22 protein-coding genes are annotated in these 20,050 nt (G+C 62.0%); 9 read left to right on the top strand and 13 right to left on the bottom strand.

Annotated features, from left to right (window positions below; genetic code table 11):
* Positions 1-10 precede the first annotated feature (10 nt).
* A complete protein-coding gene (locus tag AB7828_RS10665; RefSeq protein ID WP_089264960.1) occupies positions 11-328 on the bottom strand; it encodes a co-chaperone GroES in 318 nt (105 codons plus the stop codon).
* 419 nt (positions 329-747) lie between these two features.
* Between AB7828_RS10665 and AB7828_RS10660 the strand changes: the two genes are divergently transcribed.
* From AB7828_RS10660 to AB7828_RS10650, 3 genes are all read left to right on the top strand, one after another.
* Positions 748-1,032 carry an usg protein gene (locus tag AB7828_RS10660; protein ID WP_068736319.1) on the top strand — a complete coding sequence of 95 codons (285 nt, stop codon included), beginning with the start codon at positions 748-750 and terminating at the stop codon, positions 1,030-1,032.
* A 107-nt stretch (positions 1,033-1,139) separates the two neighbouring features.
* A complete protein-coding gene (locus AB7828_RS10655) occupies positions 1,140-1,688 on the top strand; it encodes a cupin domain-containing protein (protein WP_441230116.1) in 549 nt (182 codons plus the stop codon).
* Between the two features lie 101 nt (positions 1,689-1,789).
* Entirely contained in the window at positions 1,790-2,851 is a 1,062-nt protein-coding gene (locus AB7828_RS10650) for a dipeptidase (RefSeq protein WP_441230115.1), read from the top strand.
* A 19-nt stretch (positions 2,852-2,870) separates the two neighbouring features.
* On the opposite strand, the gene AB7828_RS10645 is transcribed toward AB7828_RS10650, so the two are convergent.
* The 7 genes from AB7828_RS10645 to AB7828_RS10615 form a co-directional block, all read right to left on the bottom strand.
* On the bottom strand, positions 2,871-4,121 hold the full coding sequence (locus AB7828_RS10645; protein ID WP_441230114.1) for a NupC/NupG family nucleoside CNT transporter: 1,251 nt from the start codon (positions 4,119-4,121) through the stop codon (positions 2,871-2,873).
* A 78-nt stretch (positions 4,122-4,199) separates the two neighbouring features.
* Positions 4,200-4,958, bottom strand: coding sequence for an SDR family oxidoreductase (locus AB7828_RS10640; protein WP_441230113.1), 759 nt, complete (start codon positions 4,956-4,958; stop codon positions 4,200-4,202).
* A 22-nt stretch (positions 4,959-4,980) separates the two neighbouring features.
* On the bottom strand, positions 4,981-5,499 hold the full coding sequence (locus AB7828_RS10635) for a GNAT family N-acetyltransferase (RefSeq protein ID WP_441230112.1): 519 nt from the start codon (positions 5,497-5,499) through the stop codon (positions 4,981-4,983).
* 11 nt (positions 5,500-5,510) lie between these two features.
* Positions 5,511-6,257, bottom strand: coding sequence for a proteasome-type protease (locus AB7828_RS10630; RefSeq protein ID WP_093756417.1), 747 nt, complete (start codon positions 6,255-6,257; stop codon positions 5,511-5,513).
* A 78-nt stretch (positions 6,258-6,335) separates the two neighbouring features.
* Entirely contained in the window at positions 6,336-7,178 is an 843-nt protein-coding gene (locus tag AB7828_RS10625; RefSeq protein WP_441230111.1) for a transglutaminase family protein, read from the bottom strand.
* 40 nt (positions 7,179-7,218) lie between these two features.
* On the bottom strand, positions 7,219-8,163 hold the full coding sequence (locus AB7828_RS10620; RefSeq protein ID WP_068736110.1) for an alpha-E domain-containing protein: 945 nt from the start codon (positions 8,161-8,163) through the stop codon (positions 7,219-7,221).
* A gap of 62 nt (positions 8,164-8,225) precedes the next feature.
* On the bottom strand, positions 8,226-9,644 hold the full coding sequence (locus tag AB7828_RS10615) for a circularly permuted type 2 ATP-grasp protein (RefSeq protein WP_089264954.1): 1,419 nt from the start codon (positions 9,642-9,644) through the stop codon (positions 8,226-8,228).
* 221 nt (positions 9,645-9,865) lie between these two features.
* Here AB7828_RS10615 and AB7828_RS10610 point away from each other — a divergent pair, with 221 nt between their 5' ends.
* The 3 genes from AB7828_RS10610 (at position 9,866) to AB7828_RS10600 (ending at position 11,845) form a co-directional block, all read left to right on the top strand.
* On the top strand, positions 9,866-10,600 hold the full coding sequence (locus AB7828_RS10610) for a competence/damage-inducible protein A (RefSeq protein ID WP_309948719.1): 735 nt from the start codon (positions 9,866-9,868) through the stop codon (positions 10,598-10,600).
* Between the two features lie 73 nt (positions 10,601-10,673).
* Positions 10,674-11,198 (top strand): xanthine phosphoribosyltransferase, encoded by a 525-nt coding sequence (gene gpt, locus AB7828_RS10605; protein ID WP_068736116.1) that lies wholly within the window; start codon positions 10,674-10,676, stop codon positions 11,196-11,198.
* Positions 11,199-11,221: 23 nt separating this feature from the next.
* Positions 11,222-11,845: a hypothetical protein gene (locus tag AB7828_RS10600; RefSeq protein WP_441230110.1), complete on the top strand. Its 624-nt coding sequence runs from the start codon at positions 11,222-11,224 to the stop codon at positions 11,843-11,845.
* 112 nt (positions 11,846-11,957) lie between these two features.
* Here AB7828_RS10600 and AB7828_RS10595 read toward each other — a convergent pair whose 3' ends face one another.
* Positions 11,958-12,980, bottom strand: a complete 1,023-nt coding sequence (locus AB7828_RS10595; RefSeq protein WP_441230109.1) for a methionine synthase — start codon at positions 12,978-12,980, stop codon at positions 11,958-11,960.
* Positions 12,981-13,114: 134 nt separating this feature from the next.
* Here AB7828_RS10595 and AB7828_RS10590 point away from each other — a divergent pair, with 134 nt between their 5' ends.
* The 3 genes from AB7828_RS10590 to AB7828_RS10580 are packed head-to-tail and all read left to right on the top strand — an operon-like array spanning position 13,115 to position 15,480.
* On the top strand, positions 13,115-13,819 hold the full coding sequence (locus AB7828_RS10590) for a glutathione S-transferase N-terminal domain-containing protein (protein WP_089264950.1): 705 nt from the start codon (positions 13,115-13,117) through the stop codon (positions 13,817-13,819).
* Positions 13,820-13,873: 54 nt separating this feature from the next.
* Entirely contained in the window at positions 13,874-14,503 is a 630-nt protein-coding gene (locus AB7828_RS10585) for a 2-hydroxychromene-2-carboxylate isomerase (RefSeq protein ID WP_441230108.1), read from the top strand.
* Positions 14,503-15,480: an NADPH:quinone oxidoreductase family protein gene (locus AB7828_RS10580; RefSeq protein ID WP_441230107.1), complete on the top strand. Its 978-nt coding sequence runs from the start codon at positions 14,503-14,505 to the stop codon at positions 15,478-15,480. The genes AB7828_RS10585 and AB7828_RS10580 overlap by 1 nt, the downstream gene beginning before the upstream one ends.
* 4 nt (positions 15,481-15,484) lie before the next feature.
* Here AB7828_RS10580 and AB7828_RS10575 read toward each other — a convergent pair whose 3' ends face one another.
* The 4 genes from AB7828_RS10575 to AB7828_RS10560 form a co-directional block, all read right to left on the bottom strand.
* Entirely contained in the window at positions 15,485-16,156 is a 672-nt protein-coding gene (locus AB7828_RS10575; protein WP_441230106.1) for an esterase/lipase family protein, read from the bottom strand.
* 8 nt (positions 16,157-16,164) lie between these two features.
* Positions 16,165-17,055: a crotonase/enoyl-CoA hydratase family protein gene (locus AB7828_RS10570; RefSeq protein WP_175365783.1), complete on the bottom strand. Its 891-nt coding sequence runs from the start codon at positions 17,053-17,055 to the stop codon at positions 16,165-16,167.
* Positions 17,056-17,329: 274 nt separating this feature from the next.
* Positions 17,330-18,490 carry a M20 aminoacylase family protein gene (locus tag AB7828_RS10565; RefSeq protein ID WP_089264945.1) on the bottom strand — a complete coding sequence of 387 codons (1,161 nt, stop codon included), beginning with the start codon at positions 18,488-18,490 and terminating at the stop codon, positions 17,330-17,332.
* Between the two features lie 12 nt (positions 18,491-18,502).
* Positions 18,503-20,026, bottom strand: coding sequence for a M81 family metallopeptidase (locus tag AB7828_RS10560; protein WP_439077656.1), 1,524 nt, complete (start codon positions 20,024-20,026; stop codon positions 18,503-18,505).
* Between the last annotated feature and the right edge of the window lie 24 nt (positions 20,027-20,050).

Below are 20,050 nucleotides of genomic sequence, written 5' to 3'. Positions count from 1 at the left end.
GGAAAGGCGCTTAAGCGGCCTTCTTCTTGGCGGGAGCGGCACCTTCGAGGACGCCCATGATGTCGCTTTCCTTCATGATCAGCAGGTCCTGACCATCGATCTTGACCTCGGTGCCCGACCACTTGCCGAACAGCACGCGCTCGCCGACCTTCAGATCGATCGGGATCAGCTTGCCGGCTTCGTCGCGGCCGCCCGGGCCGACGGAGACGATCTCGCCCTGGGAGGGCTTCTCTTTGGCGCTATCCGGAATGATGATGCCGCCAGCGGACTTCTCTTCGGCGTCGATACGCTTGACCACAACGCGATCGTGAAGCGGACGGAATTTCATGCAGTCCTCCTAAGTTTCTGTAGATGCTTGAGAAATTTAAATTGGCAGTCTGAGCCAACAAGTGCCAGCGCAGCTGGTCCGGACATAGGCCGAACGTTCCTCACCGGCAAGGGTCTGTATCAAATATTTTGGCACTCAAATATGACGGGTGCCAGAATTGGTTAAGACCCTCCGATACCGGCTCTCGAATCCGTTAGCATCCACGGTAAGTGGCTGCTAACACTCGGCTTTCAATACATTATTAAACTTTTAAGCTTGTGATGAAGACGTTGCTTGCGTCACATTTCATGCATCGTGTTGTCATGGGCGAAGTGGAAGCCGGTTCGCTGCAGTCAGCACGGTCACAGGAGAGCAGAGCGAAGTTCGACGCCAAACCGGAATCCACTTAGCCGAATGCGCTCTGTCCATGGAGGTTGAACATGGTCTCGAGAAATGCAGCTTCTGACGATTTCAGGAAGCAGGTGCTTGGCTACGGACTGACGACGGCGCAGATTCTCTACCGCATGCCGGACCATCCATCGCTGCTGCAGACCTATGTCTGGCAGAACTACGATCTGTTTCCGAAGTTTCCCGCGCTGAAGGATTTCCTGGATTTCTGGCAGGAGAAGCTCGATGGCCCGCTCTTTGCGGTCACCGTCGCGCATTCGAAACTGATCAAGCCGGCCGAGCTTCGTGCCGTGGATGGCGTCTTCCGGTTGCACTAGTCCGCGCCTCTCAACGCGCCGGATGAATTGCCGCTGTGCTGAACTACAGCTAGGTTCCCGGACGCGCTGGCCGTTTGTTCGGCATTGCGCCGGGTGGGAAACACGACATGGCGAAGCTGAAGCGAACGTCAAAGAGCGCAGCGAAAGCGGCTGCGACGAAGAAGCCTGCGACACAGGCGGTAGCGAAAGCGGCAAAGAAGTTCGCGGTTGGCAAGCCGGCCAAGGCGAGTACGAAAGCTGTCGCCAAGGCCGCGGCGAAACCCGGCCCGCGCCGCAAGCAGCGCGTCGCGATCAGTCACTATCAGGAAGAAGCATTTCTCGGCGACGGTCTGCGTGCCTATGCGAAGTATCGCGATCTCGGCGTCGCCGCTGCGACCGGCGGTTTGGCGCACGCGCATGTCATCCGGCTGATCGGACCTTGCGATCCGAAAGAGGTCTCCAAGCTTCACTATCACGATGCCGAGTTTCAGCTGGTCTATGTGCTGAACGGCTGGGTGAAGGCCTATATGGAAGGCGAGGGCGAGATGACCATGCGTCAGGGGTCATGCTGGACTCAGCCGCCACGCATCAGGCATCTGATCCGTGATTACTCCGACAATTGCGAACTGCTGGAAGTGATCCTTCCGGCGGAGTTCAAGACGGTGGAAGTCCGGTAGTTCGCGTGCGGAAATGCGACGCGTGCCTTGTTCGCGCGTCGCAGTGGCGTTGAATCAGCTATGCTGAGCCCGTCGCTGCCCTGGCCCTCAACGAGTATCTCATGACTGCATCCGTTCCGGTTTTCGACGGTCACAACGATGTGCTGCTGCGGCTGTACAAATCGCAATCGCACGATCCGGTATCCGACTTCCTGACCGGGGAAGCCGCCGGTCACATCGACCTGCCGAAGGCGAAGGCCGGCGCGTTCGTCGGCGGGCTGTTCGCGCTGTATTCGCCGGCGGCTCAGGCGTCATCGGGATTCATGGCGCAGATGACGGGCGGACGCTACGCCGTGCCGCTTCCCGAGCCGCTGACGATGGACGAGGCGCGCAATTCCGTCGTCGCCGAACTGGCCATCCTGCTGCAGCTCGAACGCACTTCCGCAGGCGCGGTGGCGATCTGCACCACCACCGCCGAAATCCGGTCCGCCATTGAGCGCAAGGCGCTGGCCGTGGTGGTCCATCTGGAAGGCGCGGAGGCCATCGACGCCGAGCTCAGATTCCTCGACGTTCTCTATGCGGCGGGGTTGCGGTCGATCGGGCCGGTGTGGAGCCGGACCAACATCTTCGGCCATGGCGTGCCGTTTCACTTCCCGTCCGGGCCGGATCTCGGCGACGGTCTCACCGCGGCCGGCGAGCGGTTGATCGGCGCCTGCAATGACCTGAAGATTCTGGTCGACCTGTCGCACATCACCGAGAAGGGTTTTTGGGACGTGGCGCGGCTGTCGAAGGCGCCGCTGGTGGCGACCCATTCCAATGCCCATGCGCTGTGCCCGTCGCCGCGCAATCTCACCGACAAGCAGCTCGCCGCGATCCGCGACACCGGCGGCATGGTCGGCCTGAATTTCGCGACCTGCTTCCTGCGCCCCGACGGCAGCATGCGGCCCGACACCGGCATCGAGCTGATGGTGCAGCAGATCGACTATCTGCTGGAGAAGCTGGGCGAGGATCACGTCGGGCTGGGATCGGATTTCGACGGCGCGGTGGTGCCCGAGGCCATCGACTCCGCCGCGGGCCTGCAGGTGCTGTTCGTGGCCTTGCGCGACAAGGGCTATTCCGAGACGCTGCTCGGCAAGCTCGGCGCGGGCAACTGGCTCGATCTGCTGCAGCGGACGATCGGCTGACCGGCGCTGGCGGCGTATCTCAGGTGAGCATGCCGACGATCGCGCCCATCAGACAAGTCGTCAGCGTCCCCGAGACGATCGACTTCACACCGAGCGCGTTGATTTCGTTACGACGTTCCGGCGCCATGGTGCCCAGGCCTCCGATCATAATTCCGAGGCTGGCAAAATTTGCAAATCCACACAGCGCATAAAGCATGATGAGGCGCGAGCGTGCATCCAGCGCATCGGGACCGAGCTTCGCCAATTGAACATAGGCGATCAACTCGTTGAGGATCGTCTTGACGCCCATGAGCGAGCCCGCGGTCAGCGCCTGGTCCCACGGCAGGCCCATCAGCCAGCACACCGGTGCCATCACGTAACCCAGCATGCGTTGCACGGACAGCGTGTTGCCTCCCACGGTGGGCATCGTCATGAGGATCGCGTTCATGAGATACATCAGCGCCACGAAGACCAGCAGCAGGGCGATGATGTTGACGAGTAGTTCGATGCCTGCACTCGTGCCCTTGACGATCGCATCTATCGTGCTCGTGGCCGATGCGTCCGGATTGGCGAGCAATCCACCTGTGCGACGATCCTCCGTCTCAGGCACCATGATCAGGCTGACAAGGATCGCAGCTGGCGCCGAGAGCACGGAAGCAATCACGAAATGCGCCGACGCATCGGGGATCAGCGGCGCCATAAAAGTGGCGTAGAGCACCAGCACGGTACCGGCGATCCCCGCCATGCCGCCCGTCATCACCAGAAACAGTTCGCTGCGCGTGAGCTGCGCGAGGTAAGGGCGAATAAACAACGGGGCTTCGACCATGCCCAGAAAGATGTTCGCGGCCGTTGACAGCCCGACCGCGCCGCCGATGCCGAGTGTGCGTTCAAGCAGCCACGCCATGCCGCGCACGATCGGCGGCAGGATACGCCAGTAGAACAACAGGCTGGTCAGCACGCTGATGACCAGCACCACGGGGAGTGCCTGCAGTGCGAGCACGAAATCCGCGCCGGGATTCTTGAGATCGAACGGTAGTGCGCCGCCGCCGAGATAACCGAACACGAAGGAGGTGCCGGCGCGCGACGCTGCGGCGATGGTGCTGACAGCATCGTTGATGCTGCTGAAGGCGCGCGTAACGACGGGAAGCTTCAGCAGGATCACGGCAGCGATGACCGTCAATGCGAGACCGATCGCGGCCTGTCTCAGCGACACCTTGCTGCGGTTTTCACCGAGCGCCCAGGCGATCCCCAAAAGCGCGATGACGCCGAACGCCGATTGTAGCTGAAGCATAAATCCCCCGAAACCGCGGCGATGATGCCGCGGCTCCCCATGTCATGCAATCGCAATGCCGCTGAGGCGGATTGCGTTTTAGCCGCGTCCGACGAACGGCATCTTCGTTGCCATGACCGTCATGGTCAGCACATTGGCATCGAGCGGCAGGCCGGCCATATAGGCGACGGCGTCGCCGACGGCCTTGGCGTCCATGCGCGGCTCCTGCTTCGAGGTGCCGTCGGGCTGCAGCACGCCGGGGCCGTTGACCATGCGGTCGGTCATGGGTGTGGCGGCGTTGCCGATATCGACCTGGCCGACGGCGATGTCATAGGCGCGGCCGTCGAGATTGCTGGCCTTGGTCAAGCCGGTGATGGCGTGTTTGGTCGAGGTATAGGCGGCGGAGAATGGGCGCGGTGCATGCGCTGAGATCGAGCCGTTATTGATGATGCGGCCGCCGCGGGGCGTCTGATCCTTCATGATGCGGAAGGCGTGCTGCGTGCACAGGAACGGCGCGGTGAGATTGGTGTTCACCACGGCCTGCCACTGTTCGAGGCCGAGGTCTTCGAACGGAACCGCGGGCGCGCCCATGCCGGCATTGTTGAACAGCACGTCGAGCCGGCCGAATTCCTGCATGACCCTGGCGAACAGCGCGGCGATGGAGGCCGGATCGGCCATGTCCGCGCTCACGGGGAGGCTCTTGCCGCCATTGGCCGCGCCGAGCTTCTGGGTCTCTTGCAGCAGTTCGAGCCGGCGACCGGCGAGCACGACGGTGAAACCGGCATTCATCAGCGCAAGCGATGCGGCACGGCCGACGCCGGTGCCAGCTCCGGTCACAAGTGCGATTTTGTTGGTCATCTGTTTCGTCCCTGTTTTCTTTTTACGAGAGGTCTTTTTGAGTGAGGTCCCGGACCATGAAACGTGCGTTGTCGCCGTAGCTTTGCAGTTTCTGATCCAATTCGGAATCGCGCATGATGGTGAAATCGTGCCGCTGCCAAAAATGAACTGAATTGTTGACGGCAACAAGCGTCATGTTGGGCAGTTGCATCAGCCTGGCGCGTGCCGCCATCATATCGACGGCCACAGTCGCCGCGCCGGATCTGCGGGTTTCGGGCAGCAATGCGAGATCGTGAATGTAGAAGGTCGAGGGCGCTGCGGGCATTGTCAGCAGGCTGTTCAGCGACGGCGGCTCCCTGAATTGCCAGGGATGGCTGACGAGGTAACCCTTGATCCCGTCCTGGGCCTCGAGCACGGCGCAACCGTTTGGATCGAGCGCCAGGCGGTTCGCGAACACGACCTCATCTTCGGGAAAATCGGGATGAACGGCATCGGCGATGGCGAGGACGGATGGCAGGTCTGCCTCCGTCATGATGCGCCATTTCATCGGGCCTGCGGTCATCGCGGCCGCGCTCAATTGTCTTTCTTGTAGGGTGGGCGCGGAATGTTTTGATGTGCCGCGCGCAGTGCTGCCGACCAGCGCGAGCGCAGGTCGTGAAAATAGGGCTCGCCGGCTTCAATACGGTGATTGAGATCGGCGTCGCAGACATCGGTGCGCACCACCAGCACATCGATCGGCAGGCCGACGCCGATATTCGAGCGCATGGTCGAGTCCATCGAGATCAGGCCGGTCTTGAGCGCCTCGTACAATTCAACGTCGTAATGCATTGCGCGGTCGAGCACCGGCTTGCCGTATTTGTGCTCGCCGATCTGCAGATAGGGTGTGTCCACCGTGCATTCGATGAAATTGCCGGCTGGGTAGATCATGAACAGCCGCATCTTGGCGCCCTTGATCTGGCCGCCGAACAGGAATGAGACGTCGAAATTGATATCCTCGGCCTCCAGCGCCTTGCCCTCGGTGGCGTTGACGTGTCGGATGGCGCGGCCGATGCGCTGCGCAGCCTGAAACATCGTGGGCGCGTTCAGCAGGGTTTCCAGCTCGCCGGTGGTCGGGTTCTCCAGCCCCTCGCTCAGGGTGGAGAGCACCGATTGGCTGATGGCGAGATTGCCGGCCGAGGCCACGGCCATGATGCGGTCGCCGGGCTGGTTGAAGATATGCAGTTTGCGGAAGGTCGAGATGTTGTCGAGCCCGGCATTGGTGCGCGTGTCCGCGATCATCACCAGGCCGTCCTTGACGAGAATTCCGCAGCAATAGGTCATCGTCGGTCCCTTGGTCAGGGAAGCGTCTTACGCGGTGGGTATCGACCGGGCAACCTCGGAAAACCAGTTTGAGGTTGTTCAGGACTGGCTCTGCGATTGTGACTGGCCGCGGCCATTGGCCTGATCGACCTTGACGGCGACGGTCAGGGTTTCCGTGCCGCCGCCATAGCGGGTGCCGCGGACGGGGGCTGCGCCGAGGTAATCCAGGCCGATGGCAACGCGGGCATGGGCGTCGGTGGTGCAGATGGCATTGGCAGGGTCGAAGCCGACCCAGCCGAGATCGGGCACATAGGCCTCGGCCCAGGCATGGCCGGCCTGCTGGTTGGTCTCGCCATCGGCACGCCAGAAATGGCCGGAGACGAAGCGGGCAGGGACGCCGGCCGAGCGGGCACAGGCGATGAAGATATGCGCGTAATCCTGGCAGACGCCACGCTTGCCGATGAAGGCCTCGCTGGCCGAAGTGCCGGTGCTGGTTGGATCGACGTCGAAGGTCATGTGCTCGTTGATGGCCATCATCAACGCATGCAGGAAGCCGAGCACGTCGGTCTCTGCGCTTGGTGACAGATCCTTGGCAAAGGTCTGCATCGCTGCGCTGAGGTCGGTGAGATCGGTCTGGCGCAGGAAGAAGCTTGGCGGAAAGCGCTCGTCGGTGCCCTTGAGCACGCCCCCGGTATCCTGGGTGTCGATCAGGCCTTCGACGATCACGGTGAGGTCGGCGATCGGCCCATGGGTCAGCACATGCGTGACGTTGCCGAACGCGTCCTCATGCAAATCCAGGCGCGAATCCGTGGAGACATCGATCTGCCACTCGGCGACATACTGGCCGTCATGGCTGCCCGGCGTCATCCGCAAAATCTGGATCACGCCCGAAGCCGGCGGTTCGTAGCGATAGGTGGTTGAATGGGCGATACGCAGGCGCATGGCAACGTGTCCGAATCTGCAGATGAGCCGGGACGCTAGCTCAAATCAGGTATTGTTTGGCAATGATGTCGCCCAGACGGCTGTTATCTGCAATGAATTCCTGGATGAATTCATGCAACCCATGCTGGAAAATATCCTGCATGTTGCTGTGTTCGAGGCGGTTTCGGACGCCGCGGGCGTGGCGCTGCGCTGCGCCCTGACGGCCATAGGACACGCCGATCTGGTCGAGATTGCGGACCAGATTGCCGTAGCAGCTCGCCAGCGAGCGCGGCAGCGTGTCGTTGAGGATCAGGAGGTCGGCGATCAGCCACGGCTTCAGCGTCTCGCGATAGACCCAGTGATAGGCCGTCAGCGCCGAGACCGAGCGCAGGATCGAAGTCCACTGATAGTAATCGAGCGGGCCGCCGACATGTTCATCCTCGGGCAGCAGCAGATGATATTTCACATCCAGAATGCGCGCAGTGTTGTCGGCGCGTTCCAGATGCAGGCCGAGCCGCGAGAACCAGTAGGCATCGTTGCGCAGCATGGTCCGGTAGGCTGAGCCGTCGAAGCGCAGCGATGTTTCCTGCACGAAGCGGAGGAAGTTCGCCAGTTGCTCGCGTGTCTTGGCGCCGCCGCTCCAGGCGGATTGCAGTTCCAGCCACGCGCTGTTGATCGTGTCCCACATCTCGCCGGTCAGTGCGGTGCGGACCGAGCGCGAGTTCAGGCGTGCGGCTTCGATGCAGTTGCGGATCGAGGAGGGATTGGCCGTCGAGAACGAGAGATATTCGACGACATTGGTCTCGTTGGCTTCCTCGTAGATCTCGTAAAAGGCCGCGCTGACGCCTGCGGTCAGGAGCGCCGAATCCCATTCGTTGGTCTGGCCGATATAGGTATTCGGCAGCGCGGTGACGCGCAGTGTCGCCTCGATCGTGCGCGCGAGATATTCGGCGCGTTCGACATAGCGGGCTAGCCAGTAAAGGTTCTCGGCGGTGCGCGACAGCATGCGGGGATGTTACTCTTTGAAAAATGGGTCGTCGGTCGAAGTCCGGTTGCCTATATCGAGAGTTATTCGTCCAGTATCCACGTATCCTTGGTGCCGCCGCCCTGGCTGGAATTCACCACCAGCGAACCTTCCTTCAGCGCGACGCGGGTCAGGCCGCCTGCGACGATGGAGACGTTCTTGCTGCCGGTGAGCACGAAGGGGCGAAGATCGACATGCCGCGGCGCGAGGCCTGACTCGGTGCAGGTCGGGCAGGTCGACAGCGCCAGCGTTGGCTGGGCGATGAAGCCTTCCGGCTCGCGCTTCAGCTTGTCGCGGAACGCTTCGATTGTGGCCTTGGTGGCGGCAGGCCCAATCAGCATGCCGTAACCGCCGGAGCCGTGGACTTCCTTGACGACGAGTTCGCTTAAGTGATCGAGCACATAAGCGAGATCGCCAGGTTCGCGGCAGCGCCAGGTCGGCACATTCTTCAGGATCGGCTCTTCGCCGAGATAGAACTTCACCACTTCCGGCATGTAGCTGTAGATCGCCTTGTCGTCGGCGATGCCGGTGCCGACTGCGTTGGCCAGTGTGACGTTGCCAGCCATATAGGCCGACATCAGGCCGGGCACGCCGAGCGCTGAATCCGGGCGGAAGGTGAGGGGATCGAGGAAATCGTCATCGACGCGGCGATAGATCACGTCGACGCGTTTGAGGCCTTCGGTGGTGCGCATGAAGACTTCATCGTTCTTGACGATGAGGTCGCGGCCCTCGACCAGTTCGACGCCGAGCTTGTCGGCCAGGAACGAGTGTTCGTAGTAGGCCGAGTTGTAAACGCCGGGCGTCATCAGCGCGACCGTGGGTTCCGTCGAGGCCGAGCGCGGTGCGACGGAGCGCAGGCAGGACAGCAGCTCGTCTGGATATTTCTCGACGGGTGCTACGCGATGCCGCGCGAACAGGTCGGGGAACAGCCGCATCATGATCTCGCGGTTCTCCAGCATGTAGGAGACACCGGAAGGCGTGCGGGCATTGTCCTCGAGAACGAAGAATTCATCCGGATTGGTGCGGACGATATCGATGCCGGCGATGTGGACATAGACGTCGTGCGGGACGTCCTGGCCGTTCATCTCCGGACGGAACACCGGATTCTGGAAGATCAGGTCATCGGGGATCAGGCCGGCGCGGAGAATTTCGCGGCCATGATAGATGTCCTTGAGGAACATGTTGATGGCGCGGGTGCGCTGCTTCAGGCCCTTTTCCAGCAGGGTCCATTCCTTGCCGGAAATGATCCGCGGAATGACGTCAAAGGGGATCAGCCGTTCGGTGGATTCGGAGTCGCCGTAAACCGCGAAGGTGATGCCGATCCGGCGGAACAGCAGCTCCGCTTCCTGGCGGCGATGTTCCAAAGCGTCCGGAGGCGTCTCCTTGAGCCAGCGGGAGAGTTCTTCATAGGCCGGGCGGAGTTCGCCTTGGGGCCCGTTCATTTCGTCGAACGCGACTGCCATGTACCCTGACTGTTGTTTCGAGGCCGTACGGAGATTGCACGACTGAAAGGGATGGTAGCAAGGGGCGGGCCAGCACGATATGCATTCAACAAGAGCAATTCGTATGAGATGCGTGTAAAGCTGCCTGAAAAAACGGCTGGACGCTGCTCGTTTCGGCAGCAAAACCCCGTGACATCAGGACTTTGCCTGCGCATGGTCCCGGGAATGGTGAGGAACGACAAATGACCGAGATTGTGACCGCGGGCATCCTGGTGATCGGCGACGAGATTCTGTCAGGTCGGACCAAGGACAAGAACATCGGATTCATTGCCGAGTACCTCACCAATATCGGTATCGATCTCAAGGAAGTCCGTGTCGTCTCCGATGATGAGCCGGATATCATCGCGGCACTCGATGCGCTGCGCAAACGTTACACCTACGTTTTTACCACTGGCGGCATCGGCCCCACTCACGATGACATTACAGCGGATGCGGTCGCCAAGGCGTTCGGCGTCAAGATCGATCACCATCCCGAGGTGGTCGCGCGCTTCCAGGAGCGCTTCGGCGCCGACCTGAACGAAGCCCGGCTGCGGATGGCCCGTATTCCCGACGGCGCCGACCTGATCCAGAGCGCGACCATCCTGGCGCCCGGCTTCAAGATCGATAATGTGATCGTGATGGCCGGCGTGCCGACGATCATGCAGGCGATGATGGACATCGTGTCGCCGAAGCTGAAATCTGGTTTGCGGATGCTATCCGATACGGTGAAGGCCAATGCGCGTGAAGGTGATGTCGGCGGTCCGCTACGCGATATCGCGAAGGCGCATCCCGACACGATCATCGGCAGCTATCCGTTCATGGACGAACAGGGCAAGCCGAACACCAATCTGGTGGTGCGTTCGCGCGATCAGGATAAGCTCAATGCGGCAATGGAGGCCGTCAAGGCGATGTTGGCGACAATCAACGCGCCCAAGTGAAATTAAGAGTGAACTAACGAGTGGATCAACATAAGTCCGGCCGCCTGAGGGCGACCGATGTGAGGAGACGAACATGGCCGATCATCCGGAATTGAGTGCTGAGGAGCGCGCCGGCAAGGCATTCCCGGTGTCCTGGGATCAGTTCCATCGCGATTGCCGCGCGCTGACCTGGCGGCTGAACAGCGCCGGTCCATTTCACGCGATCATCGCCATCACCCGCGGCGGGCTTGTGCCGGCAGCGATCGTGGCGCGCGAGCTCGGCGTCCGTGTCATCGATACGGTGTGCATCGCCAGCTATGAGCACAACAAGCGCGGCGAGTTGCAGGTACTGAAGGGGCTGTCGGCCGATGCGTTGAAACTCGGTGGCGGCGACGGCAAGGGCCTCTTGATCATCGACGACCTCGTCGATACCGGCAAGACGGCGCGTATCGTTCGCGACATGTTGCCGAAAGCGCACTTTGCGACTGTTTATGCCAAGCCCATGGGCCGGCCGCTGGTGGATACGTACATCACCGAAGTGTCGCAGGACACATGGATCTTTTTTCCGTGGGATCTCGGCCTGTCGTTCCAGCCGCCGATGCGCGAAGGCGCAGGCTAGACGCTCGTTGCGAGGAGACGCGATTGCCGCTGCAAAATCGTGTCACGCCGTCAGGCAATATCGTCGCGACACCGGAGCGCGGAACGTTCACCGGCAATCGTGGCATCATCCACGATCCCTCGACCAAAACGCTCCTGAACAGGCGTTGGTCGAACCCGGCCTGGATCACCTGTGTCTGCGAATTTCGCGGCCGGCGCCGCGATGTGATGGCGACACGCAGCTGGACCGAGCTGTTCTTCCTCGACGAGGCCACATCCTTCGCCGCCGGTCACCGCCCGTGCTTCTATTGCCGCCGCGACGATGCCAACCGCTTTCGCGCGGCGTGGGAGGAGGGCAACGGCGTCATGCGTGTGCGGGCGACGGAGATCGATGCGGTGCTGCATCGTGAGCGGCTGGATAGCAGGAAGAAGCGATTGCATCCGCTGGATGGACCTGTCGAGGTATTGCCGGATGGGGCGATGGTGCAGGCGGGTGGTGAGAGCTTTCTGATCGTGGAGGGGCGAGCGCTGCGGTGGTCGTTTGCTGGCTATCGCGTGGCGAATGTCGAGCTCGTCGACGCGCATTTGCTGACGCCACCATCGACGCTGAATGCGTTTCGCGCCGGCTATCGTCCGGTGCTGCATGTGAGTGCTGCCGCGGGAAACTAGAATTCGTCATGGCCGGGCTTGTCCCGGCCATCCATGTCTTTCCTTGCTTGGCGCTAAGACGTGGATGCCCGGCACAAGGCCGGGCATGACGGCGTTTGTTGCGGGGAACGTCTTACCCCAGCTTCTGCCTCGCCAGCTTCGCACCTGCACCCAGCGCCCGCAGCTTCGCTTCCGCGATATCGCGCTGCATCGGCGCCATGCCGCAATTGGTCGTCGGCACGATCTTGTCCTTCGGCACGTGTTTCATCACGGCCTCGATGGTGGCGACCACATCTTCCGGCGTCTCGACCTCATCGCTGGCGACATCGATCACACCGGCCTGCACGATCTTGTTCTTGAGCAGTCCCAGTAATTCCAGCGGCACGCGCGAATTGCGGCATTCGATCGCGACCTGCTGGATCGGGCTGGCATCGATGGCCGGGAAGATCTCTTCATACTGTCGCCACTCGCTGCCGAGGGTTTCCTTCCAGTCGGTATTGGCCTTGATGCCGTAGCCGTAGCAGATGTGAACGGCTGTCGCGCAAGTGAGTCCCTGCGCGGCGCGCTCGAGCGCCTTGACGCCCCAGTCGGCGGCTTCGTCCATGAAGACGTTGAAGGCCGGCTCGTCGAACTGGATCATGTCGACGCCGTCGGCTTGCAGCGCGAGCGCTTCCTGGTTCAGCAGTTCGGCGAAGGCAAAGGCCATCTTGACGCGGTCGCCGTAATAGCTGTCCGACAGGGTATCGATAATGGTCATCGGGCCGGGCAGCGTGAACTTGAACTTGTTCGTCGTGTGCGCGCGGGCAGCCTGCGCCTCGAAGGCGTGAACGCGGCCCTTGAGCTGCAGCGGCGCGATCACTTGCGGTACCATCGCCTTATAGCGATCCTTGCGGATGCCCATCTCGACCTTGTGGGCGAAGTCGATGCCGTCGACCTTTTCCAGAAAGCCATGGACGAAATGCTGCCGCGCCTGTTCGCCTTCGGTGACGATGTCGACGCCGGCATCTTCCTGCACTTTCACCGCCAGCAGCGTCGCGTCGCGCTTGGCGCGCACCAGTTCGTCGCCGGACGAGCGCCAGGTTGGCCACAGCTTGTTCGGCTCGGCGAGCCATTCGGGCTTCGGCAGCGAGCCGGCGATGGTGGTTGGAAACAGCATTTGTTCGCTCCCCGGAAATTGTGTTTTGCGGAGGCCTATCTGCCACGTTCCTGACCCTCCGTATATGGGATTGGCGCATCCATAAGGGAGGGCTAGGATCGGCCAAAACGTATCGAGGACGCCGGGAAAATTACATGATCGACCTGCATTACGCACCGACGCCGAACGGCTGGAAAATCTCGATCATGCTGGAGGAATGTGGGCTGCCCTATACGGTCGTCCCGATGCAACTCGGTCGCGGCGACCAGCACCAGCCGGAGTTTTTGAAACTCAGCCCCAACGGCCGGATGCCGGCCATCGTCGATCATGCGCCCGCCGATGGCGGCGCACCGGTCTCGATTTTCGAGAGCGGCGCAATCCTGATCTATCTCGCGGAGAAGTCCGGCCGTTTCATGCCGGCCGAGATGCGAAAGCGTTTCGACGTCATGCAATGGCTGATGTGGCAGATGGGCGGGCTCGGCCCCATGCTCGGCCAGAACGGGCATTTCCTGCTCTATGCGCCCGAGAAGATTCCCTATGCGATGGATCGCTATACCCGCGAAGCCAAGCGCCTGTACGGCGTACTCGATGCGCATCTCGGGGAAGGCCGCGATTACATCGCCGGCGACTACTCCATCGCCGATATGGCGTGCTTTCCGTGGATCATGACCCATAAGGCGCAGGGCCTGACGCTGGATGATTTCCCGAACGTGAAGCGCTGGTTTGCGCTGGTCCGCGCGCGGCCGCAGGTGCAGGCGGGGCTTGCCGTCGGCAAGCAAGAGAAGAAGCCGATGGATGAGCAGGCGAGGAAGATCATGTTCGGTGTCGATGCACCGGCGCATGCGCAGGCGCAGCAATAGAGCTCGTCATTTCGGGGCGCGCGCATAAAATAATAACAAAATGAGGAAACACCCATGATCGAATTCTTCTTCGACTGTTCCAGCCCCTGGACCTATCTCGCCTTCCACAACATCCAGCCGCTGGCGAAGGAGTTCGGCGAGGAAATCTCGTGGCGGCCCATTCTGGTCGGCGGCATCTTCAATTCGATCAATCCCAGCGTCTATGAATCGCGCAAGACGCCGGTGCCGGCCAAAGCGCGCTACATGAAGAAGGACCTCGGCGACTGGGCGCGCTCGGCCGGCCTGGCGATCAAGATGCCGCCGACGGTGTTTCCGGTGAACAGCGTCAAGGCGATGCGCGCCTGCATCTGGCTTGGCAACGATGCGATGGTGCCGTTTGTGCGCGCGGTGTTCGAAGCCTATTGGGGCGACGACAAGGATATCTCCAGGGATGACGTCCTGACCAAGATCTGCACGCGCACCGGCATCGATCCCGCGAAATTCTTCGCGGGCATCGGCGATCAGGCGATCAAGGACCAACTCAAGGTCAATACGGATGACGTGATCGCACGGGGCGGCTTCGGCTCGCCGACCATCTATCTCGACAAGACCGACATGTATTTCGGCAATGACCGCCTGCCGTTGATCCGCGAGGCGCTGCAGCGCCGCCGCGTTGGCGCTGGAAGCGCCGAGAGCGCCGCCTGATGCCGAAAGCAATCGTTTGCCGCGAACTCGGGTCACCTGAAAGCCTGCGCCTCGAACAATTCGAGTCAAAGGCGCTAAAGCCGGGGCAGGTCCGCGTTGCCGTGCGCGCTGCCGGAATCAATTTTCCTGACATCCTGATGGCGGCCGGCGAATATCAGCTCAAGCCCGAACTGCCGTTCACGCCGGGCATGGAAGCGGCGGGCGACATCAGCGAAATCGCCAGCGATGTGCCCGGCATCGCGGCTGGGGATCGCGTCATCGTCAAGCTGCGTCATGGCGGCTATGCGGACGAAGTCGTGGTTGCGCCGGCGCAACTCACCCCGCTGCCATCGACATTCGACTACGCGGAGGGGGCGACGTTTCTCGCCGCGCATGGCACCGCGCATCATGCGCTGGTCGATCGCGGCCAGATCAAGCCGGGCGAGACGCTGCTGGTGCATGGTGCCGGCGGCGGCGTCGGTCTAGCAGCGGTGGAGATCGGCAAGCTGCTTGGGGCTACCGTGATTGCGGCAGCGTCATCTGAAGAGAAGCTCGCAGTGGCGCGTGAGCGCGGCGCGGATCATGGCGTGCTGTATGGCGCGGAGCCGTTCCGCGATGCCGTGAAACGCATCACCGATGGCAAGGGCGCCGATGTGGTGTTCGACCCGGTCGGCGGCGATATCTTCGAGCAGAGCCTGCGCTGCATCAATTGGGGCGCCCGCCTGCTGGTGATCGGCTTCACCGGTGGCATCGGCGTGGCGAAAACCAATCTCGTACTCATCAAAGGCGCCAGCGTGCTCGGCGTCCGCGCTGGCGAGGCAGCACGGCGTGATCCGAAGATCGGCGAAGCCCGCATCGCGCAGCTCCTCGCATGGGCAGAAGCGGGAAAGATCAGGCCAAATGTTTCGCATCGCCTGCCGCTGGCGGAGGTGGCCGCAGCCATGCGATTGCTTACCGAGCGCAAGGCGATCGGCCGTGTGGCGCTGACCATGGGCTGAGCGCTCAGCGCCGAAACTGGCCGTCCTTCAGGAAGGCGGTGGTCTGCATGATTGCTTCCCTGTTCCGGATCATCATCGCATGTGACGCGTGGATGACGAGGTGGTCGGTCATGCCTTCAAGTTTCGTGCGTGCGACGGTGACACGACCATCATTCGGGCCACGCAACATTAAGCGCGAAGCGATCGGATCGAGCGTACGATCGCCGGCGATGATACCGACCGGATAGTCAACTGGGGGAAGCATCGCCTCAGTTACGTCATCCCGCATCGTAACGAGTTGCTGCCCCGCCGGGCCGAAATACTGGCGATACGGCAGCCAGTTCTTGAACAGATCGGCGATTTCGCTGCCGCCGTTCGGCGTACCCAGCATCACCACGCGGCCCAGACGTGATGGACGGTGGCGCGCCAGATAGACACGCGCCAGCAGACCTCCCATCGAATGGCAGACGAAATGCGTGCAGCCTTCGTTGGCTTCAGCAAACGGCGCGATGGCGGGGTGGATGTCATCGGCCAGTGCAGACAGCGTCTTGCGCCGGCTGGGATAGCCAATGTTCCGCGTGGCGAAGCCTGCGGCTTCGACCGCCTGCTGCATCTTGATGAAAGATCGGAACGACCGGCTGATGCCGTGCAGGAAAATGACGCCCTCGCGTGGACGACCAGAGGGCGTCGGATTCATTCGTCGTCCTATTTGTAGTCGCGCTCGTCCCACCACGGGAAATAGCTCGGCATGTCCGTGCTGACCTTGTTCTTGAATGCTGCCGGGCGCTTCTCGAGAAAGGCCACGACGCCTTCCTTGACGTCCTCGGAGCGACCGCGCGTATAGATGCCGCGGCTGTCGATTTTGTGCGCTTCCATCGGATCGTCGGCGCCCATCATGCGCCACATCATCTGGCGGATCAGCGCGACAGACACCGGCGCCGTCTTGTCGATGAAGGTCTTGGCCAGCGCGCGTGCGGTCGGCAGTAGCTCCTCGGGCGGCACGACCTTGCTGACAAGTCGGCCGGCGAGGGCCTCCTGCGCCGGGAACACGCGGCCGGAGTAGCACCATTCCAGCGCCTGCGAGATGCCGACGAGGCGCGGCAGGAACCAGCTCGACGCGGCTTCCGGCACGATGCCGCGCTGGGAGAACACGAAGCCGAAGCGTGCAGCTTCCGAGGCGATGCGGATGTCCATCGCGAGCTGCATGGTGGCGCCGATGCCAACGGCCGGGCCGTTCACCGCGGCGATGACCGGCTTGAGGCATTTGAAGATCCGCAGGGTCACCTGACCGCCGCCGTCGCGCACCATCGGATCGCTGTAATCGACATCGCCGCTGGCGAGGCGCTTCACCGGGCCGCGCCGCGCGTCGCGGTCGAATGTGTCGGCGCCCGAGGAGAGATCCGCACCCGCGCAGAAACCACGTCCGGCACCGGTCACGATGATCGCGCGCACATTGTCGTCCGCATCGGCCTTGTCGAAGGCATCGATCAACTCGGCCTGCATGGTGGCGTTATAGGCATTGAGCTTTTCAGGGCGGTTCAGCGTGATGGTGAGGATCTGGTCTTCGACGCTGTAGAGGATGGTCTCATAGGCCATGGTGGTTTCTTCCCTGTTTATTTTTTGTTGTCGTTGAAATCGTCATTCCGGGGCGCGCCACTTGGCGCGAACCCGGAATCCCGACGTGTTTTCATTACTACTGGATTCCGGGTTCGCGCGCGAAGATGCGCGCGCCCCGGAATGACGTGCTAGGTGCAGGATTGTAGGATGGGTAGGGCTCTTGCGAAACCCATCCTTCGCACACAAGCGTGACGGGTTTCGCTGCTCTCAACCCATCCTGCGGAATTATGCCGACAGCGTTGGCTGCCGCTTCTTACGCCGGCAGCCGGGTTTCGACGATGCGGGCGAACATGCTGGCGCCGATGGGCAGGATTTTATCGTCGAGATAGTAGCCGGGATTGTGCACCGGCACCGAGCCTTCCTGGCCGACCCAGAAATAGGCGCCGGGCACGGCATGCAGCATGTCGGCGAAATCTTCGGAGCCCATTTTCGGCTTCGCGCGGGTGATCACATTGGCGTCGCCGACAATGGTGCGAGCGACGTCCTCGACGGCCTTGGAATGTTCTTCCTGATTGACCAGCACGCTGAAGCCGTCGCGGATATCGACCTTGATCTCGCAATCGAATGCCGTCGCCATGCCGGCAGCGAGCGCATGCATCCGCTCGCGGATCTGCATCCGGACCTTCTCGGAGAAACAGCGCACGGTGCCGCAGAGCTTGGCGTCATCCGGGATGACGTTATAGGCCGAGCCGGAATGGATCTGGGTGATCGACAGCACCGCGGATTCGAACGGATTGACGTTGCGGCTGACGATCGACTGCATCGCCTGACCGAGCGACATCGCGATCACGACAGGATCCTTGGAGCGCTCCGGCATCGCGCCATGGGCGCCGTAGCCCCGGATGGTGATGTCGAAGAAATCAGCGGCGGCCATTGCAGGGCCCGGGAAGATGCCGACTTCGCCGTGATTCATGTCCGGTGCATTGTGCAGGCCGTAGATTTCATCGCAGGGAAACTGCTTGAAGAGACCGTCCTTGATCATCGCGCGGGCGCCGCCGAGGCCTTCTTCGGCGGGCTGGAAGATGAAATGCACGGTGCCGTCGAAATTGCGGGTCTCTGCGAGATAGCGCGCGGTGCCGAGCAGCATGGTGGTGTGGCCGTCATGGCCGCAGCCGTGGAAGCGGCCCGGAATGGTCGAGCGCCAGGCGAGATTGGTGTTCTCTTCCATCGGCAGCGCGTCCATGTCGGCGCGCAGGCCGATGCGCTTGGTGCCCGAGCCTTTGCCCTTCAACACGCCGACGACGCCGGTACCCCCTAAGCCGCGATGCACTTCGACGCCCCATGAAGTCAGCTTGTCGGCAACGATGCCGGAGGTGCGGACTTCCTCGAAGCCGATTTCCGGATGCGCGTGCAGGTCGCGGCGGATGGCGGTGAGTTCGTCGGCGAAAGCGTCGATACGTTCGAGTGTGGGCATGGGTCTATCCGTTCACGGCACGAGGGCAGGTGATGAGGTCTGGGGCGTAAATGGTTCGCCGTTCGGCTTCAGCCGGATGCCCGGACGCAGATGTTTCCAGGGCAGCACCGACGTATCCGCCGGCATCGCGCCGGGCGCGGCGCAGATCAGCAGCTTGCCGGCGATGGGCTCGAAGTCGGCGCGGAAATGCACCGAGCTCTTGTTAACGAGAATGTTCTGCTCAGTCGGCTCGATACCGACATAGCGATACATCGACTGGTCGGCGAGCTGGGCCTTGTGCGACGAGATCACGACGCGGACGTCGTCGATGCGCAGACAGGCAGAGAGGCCCATATCCATGTCGCGACCGCCATAATAGGGGCCGTTAGCGACGAACTTGCCGTCCGACAGTTTCTCGACCACGAACGTGTTCTCGTAAGGCGCATCGCCGGGGATGCCGGACTTGCCGCCGATGGAGAGTTTGACCGTGGCGCCTTCGCCGGCCTGATGGGCAGCCTTCGCCGCAGCGGGATCGTAGATCACGCCATGGGCGGCCTTGATCGCCTTGTTCTTCACCAGCGCGCGCAGCATGCCGGTGGTGTCGCTGTCGCCGCCGGCGCCGGGATTGTCCTGGGTGTCGGCGATGACGACCGGTTTGGTGAGGGTCTTCGCCAATTCCATGGCATGCAACACGCCTTCATCCGGCCTGTAGATCTTGCCGTCGAAATCGTCTTCTTGGCCCATCACCAGCTTGACGATGGTGTCCGCTGCGGCGTCGGCATCAGCCTGTGTCACGCCATAGGCGAACACGCTCGGGCAGCAATGCGGGAAATCGGCGGCAGGAAAGCCCGGGCAGAACGACAGCGTCGGCACCTGGTCATGTTCCAGCGCGGCCAGCTTCAGATAGATGCTCTTGGTCGGCTCGTCATTGGTGCATTGCCAGCTGATCGGAATCAGGAACGGCAATTGCCGGAATGCCTTGGCGAAGCGGTTGCCGGCGAGCAGCAAGTCCATGTGGCGTGCACAGGCGCGGCCGGTGTCGGCCATGTCCACATGGGGATAGGTGCGATAGGCGATCAGCGCGTCGGTGTATTCGACCGTCTCCGGCGAGATGTTGCCATGCAGGTCGAGGCTGACCACGAACGGAATGTCCGGCCCGATCACCTCGCGTACGCGCCGCGCAATCTCGCCTTCGCCGTCGTCGAGATGTTCGGTGACCATGGCGCCGTGCAGATCGAGATAGACCGCATCGAGGGGCAGCGCTGCCCTGATGCCGTCAATCATCTCGCCGACAATGCGCTCGAACGCGTCCCTGGTGACATGCGCCGAAGGGCTCGCGCCGCAGGCGATGGTCGGAATCAGCTCCCAGCCGCGTGCCTCGGCTTCCTCGGTAAAGCCGGCGAGGCCGACATTGATGCCACGCATGACCTTGAGGACGTCGGCGCCATGCGTCATCGACGGCCAGCCGCCGCCATGTACAAAGGCCTCATAGGTCGCCTTGGTCGGCGCAAACGTGTTCGTCTCGTGCAGAAAGCCGCCGACAGCGATACGGGTCATTCAGAATCCAGGATCAGTTTCGGT

It is taken from the genome of Tardiphaga sp. 215_C5_N2_1, from assembly GCF_052076055.1.
Taxonomy (GTDB): domain Bacteria; phylum Pseudomonadota; class Alphaproteobacteria; order Rhizobiales; family Xanthobacteraceae; genus Tardiphaga; species Tardiphaga robiniae.
Note: the sequence above shows the minus strand (reverse complement) of the source record. Positions and strands in the feature narration are given on the sequence as shown.